The sequence below is a fragment of the Planktothrix sp. FACHB-1355 genome, from assembly GCF_014748295.1.
GTDB classification, from domain to species: domain Bacteria; phylum Cyanobacteriota; class Cyanobacteriia; order Cyanobacteriales; family Aerosakkonemataceae; genus Aerosakkonema; species Aerosakkonema funiforme_A.
Genome location: NZ_JACJUP010000758.1, coordinates 1 through 3,534, shown reverse-complemented (window position 1 = coordinate 3,534; position 3,534 = coordinate 1). Strand labels below are relative to the sequence as shown.

5 protein-coding genes are annotated in these 3,534 nt (G+C 39.4%); 4 read left to right on the top strand and 1 reads right to left on the bottom strand.

Going from position 1 to position 3,534, the window contains the following annotated elements:
* The 4 genes from H6S82_RS24395 to H6S82_RS24380 form a co-directional block, all read left to right on the top strand.
* Window positions 1-1,333, top strand: a 1,333-nt coding sequence (locus H6S82_RS24395; RefSeq protein WP_191056843.1) for a DUF3696 domain-containing protein, incomplete at its 5' end; no start/stop codon positions are given.
* Window position 1,334: 1 nt separating this feature from the next.
* Window positions 1,335-2,354: a hypothetical protein gene (locus tag H6S82_RS24390; RefSeq protein WP_190470485.1), complete on the top strand. Its 1,020-nt coding sequence runs from the start codon at window positions 1,335-1,337 to the stop codon at window positions 2,352-2,354.
* 98 nt (window positions 2,355-2,452) lie between these two features.
* Entirely contained in the window at window positions 2,453-2,887 is a 435-nt protein-coding gene (locus H6S82_RS24385) for a hypothetical protein (RefSeq protein ID WP_190470484.1), read from the top strand.
* A gap of 22 nt (window positions 2,888-2,909) precedes the next feature.
* Window positions 2,910-3,278, top strand: a complete 369-nt coding sequence (locus H6S82_RS24380) for a hypothetical protein (RefSeq protein ID WP_190470482.1) — start codon at window positions 2,910-2,912, stop codon at window positions 3,276-3,278.
* On the opposite strand, the gene H6S82_RS24375 is transcribed toward H6S82_RS24380, so the two are convergent.
* A partial coding sequence (locus H6S82_RS24375) for a transcriptional regulator (protein WP_191056842.1) occupies window positions 3,221-3,534 on the bottom strand: 314 nt, incomplete at its 5' end. The genes H6S82_RS24380 and H6S82_RS24375 overlap by 58 nt on opposite strands.

Here is a 3,534-nt window from a genome sequence, read left to right as displayed (position 1 = left end):
TGGCAAGCAGGGAAAACCTAATCCTTTAGAAAACCTTCTCAGAGAAAAGCTGATTCAGGCTCCTCTTTTAGGGTTACAGGTTGCTTTCAGCTATGATAAACAGACATCAAATGTAGTTTTTTCATCAGTTGAATTGTTCCTGGAAGACGAGTCATACCCTGTGGTTATCTATAAACCTGAAAAGCAAGAGGTCTTGGAAATTGAGCGTGCTGGTTCGCGAGAGATAATCCTAAAGGTAGACAATATCAACTATGACTATAACTTTTGGAAGGCTTGGTTTGATATTTACGGCTCGAAAATTGCCAAAAACGCACTCGCAGAGGTTAACAGCCATCTGAAGCAAAAAAATAGTCGAGCATCGCAATTACAGTCAAAGAAAAAAAAAGAACAGCTAGAAAAACTTGAGAAGGAAATAACCGAATTAATCCAGTTGAAGAAACGCTTCGATAACTACAAATTTAAGGAAGCTATAGAGGACTTCTCAAAAGCGTATCAGCATCCATTTATTATCTGTCGAAACTTCCTACCCGTCACTTCAGATGGCCTGCTTGTAGAAAAGTTACCTGACCCAGAAATCCGATACCTATTTCAGGATCACAGACGCCATTGGCTGCCAGATGTTTTGGGCGTCACACTTCAGGCTTGTTCTATGTTTCGGCGTTTCCTGGAGAGTTTAATTTACATTGGCCCGCTCCGAGACTACCCGGAACGACTCTACATTTTAAGTGGCAACTCAAGCCAACAAGTAGGAAAGTCTGGAAAGATGGTATCAGACATCCTGTTCAGGAATCCAGAGCTTTTGAAACAGGTAAACGAACAACTGGAACGCTTTGGATTGGAATACGAACTCAAAGTCGCATCATACACTAACAAGGAGACATCCGAATTAAGCGATGTTTTTGCGTTGCGCTTAGTTGACAAATACACTCATGTAAATGTTAGCCTTTTAGATGTAGGATTTGGTATCAGCCAAGTGCTGCCAATTATTGTGCAGAGTATGCTTTCACGAAATACAACGCTTTTGATCGAGCAGCCAGAGATACATATCCACCCACGTTTACAAGCAGAACTCGGTTCTCTATTGGCAGAGTGCATCAAGCCGCCTTTAAATAATCAGTTTATCATTGAAACTCACAGCGAACATCTAATGCTGCGGCTTCAGAAGTTAATCCGTAAGGGAGAGTTAAAACCCGAAGATGTATCGGTTATTTATGTTGACCGTGGTGCAGAAGGCTCAAAGTGCTTGCACTTAAGGCTGGATGAAGAAGGCGACTTTATAGACGAGTGGCCTGGTGGATTTTTTGAAGAAGATTTTAACGAGATTTTTCAATAATATGCTGGTGCGAACAATAATTTTACCCTCAGTCTTAAAAGCAGATCCTGAGAACCAATCCGTTCACTACGGTATGATGATCGGACTACTTCAGGATTTAGAAAAAAACGGTGTAGTTCTTTCGGATGAAACCAACTGCATCAGAGCAGCATTATTTCAAGATATCGGCAAGTTACCAGTTAAGTTCAGGAAGAAAGCTGAGGTACTTTTGAAGGATCTCAAGAAGAAAAATCGCTTTATTGAAGTGTCGCTGTCAAATGGATTTCAAGCTATCTGCAAGAACAAACCCTGTCAGCAATGTATCAGGATATGTAAAGAATATTCGCCGCCAGCTATTTTGGTTAGTTATGGTTGCAAAGAGTGTACAGAGACACAGTTAGCGTTGTTCCCAAGTGTTGAAGTTATCGATGTTGCTGAATATCGCATCTCTAATTTATTTGAATTTCATCTGAAACAGGTCGATCGCATTATCCCTAACGGCGAATGGAAGCAGGATAAATTCGAGCAGGAAATTCTGATTCCCCTATTCAGAGATGCAAAGCATATAAAAATTTACGATCGCTGGATCGGTAGGTCAGCTTTACAAACTCCTGATATAGGTCAAATAGGAGATAATTATAAACTTACGCTGGAGTGGATTATTGATGTCTTCCTTCGGGAATCGCGCTTGGGAGCAAGTGGTGTCTTTGAGGTATACTGTGGTTTGGATACCCGTAAGATAGACAAAGCGAAAATACCATCTTTTATTGCATCACTCCGTCAGTTTGAATCCGATACGAGAAACACGCATAGTTTTCCTAACTTTAAATTAATTATCAAGGAGGAAACCCAAGCTAATCAAATGCCTCATGATAGATATTTGATTACGAATCAAGTAGCCATATCTATCGCTCGTGGCTTCGATCTACTTTTAGATAAGAGAAACATTTCCTATCCGCGACGACTTCGAGATGTTACGATCGCTTACTGTTCAGAACCGGATAAAATCGAGCAAGCTGTCCGTAAGTTGCCTAATTTGTAATCAACTGCGCGACAATATCACTTTAAAAATAGAGTTATAATCTTATAAATTTACTCACTCCTTAATCAGTTTACCAATAATTACAGGTACTTCTTGAAATGACACATAGTTTATTATATCCTTTAACGGTTCAAAGCAAGTTACCGCTGGCGATCGACCATCTCCTCGATTACTGTCAGGGTATGTATCTGGGCTTAAACGTCGAATCCACTTTTGTTACTCTTGCCCAGCGAGTAAAGAAAAAAGTTAAGACGCTTTTTAAACAAATCATTATTCATTTGGCTAGAATACTAGGAGAGACTGTTGCAGGTAGACCGCCCGATCATCAGGACGATCCAGAACAGGATCGTCCCCACTGGTGGAAAGAAATTAAAAATTTCATCAACCAGATCGAAGATGAAGGGCTTTCGGAAGCTCAATTAAGGAAAATTCTTGAAGATACCTACACTAGAAAAGAGGTTGATGCTGTTGTAGAAGCTTTAAGGCAAGCATCCGAAATCATGGGAGAGTTTACACCGAATTTATTTCAGTAAAATCTAGCGAGGAATTAACATTATGATTTCCAAAACCTACTCCATAAGAGATGCAATAAATACTATAAAAGAACATCGAGATAAACTAGAAATTGAACTTGGTAAAAAGAAGCTCGATCGATTGCTGTTTAATCTCGAAGAAATTAGCTTGGACTTGGAAAGCATTTCCAAGCAGATAATTGATGTAGCCAAAGAAGAGCCAGAAATAGAAAAGCTTACAGAAATATTTGATTTCTTTCAGTATGGTTCTATTCCTCATATTTTAGGACATTTGGAAACAATAGAAGAACTACTGGAAGAAGAATCTAGTGATAGCGAAACATCTGGCAATATTCAATCCAAAAACGCCCCAGCAGAAACATGGAAAAACTCAGCTAACTTTTGCATTTGAGTTGCGGTCATTTCCCGTTCCCCATTCAGTACCTCAGACACCTGTACCTCATTTTCCCATATACCAACCAAGTCTTTTGCTTCAATATTATCTTCCACCATCAAAGCTTTGAGCAGCTTGACACCTTTCAAAACAGGCATTACCTCATGTTTTTGTTCGTAATTATAAACTAAACTACCAAGCACGTTTAAGTAGTCTCGGTCATCTTGAGTGATATTCCTTTTATCCAAAATAGAATTAATCCGATTTTGAGTAG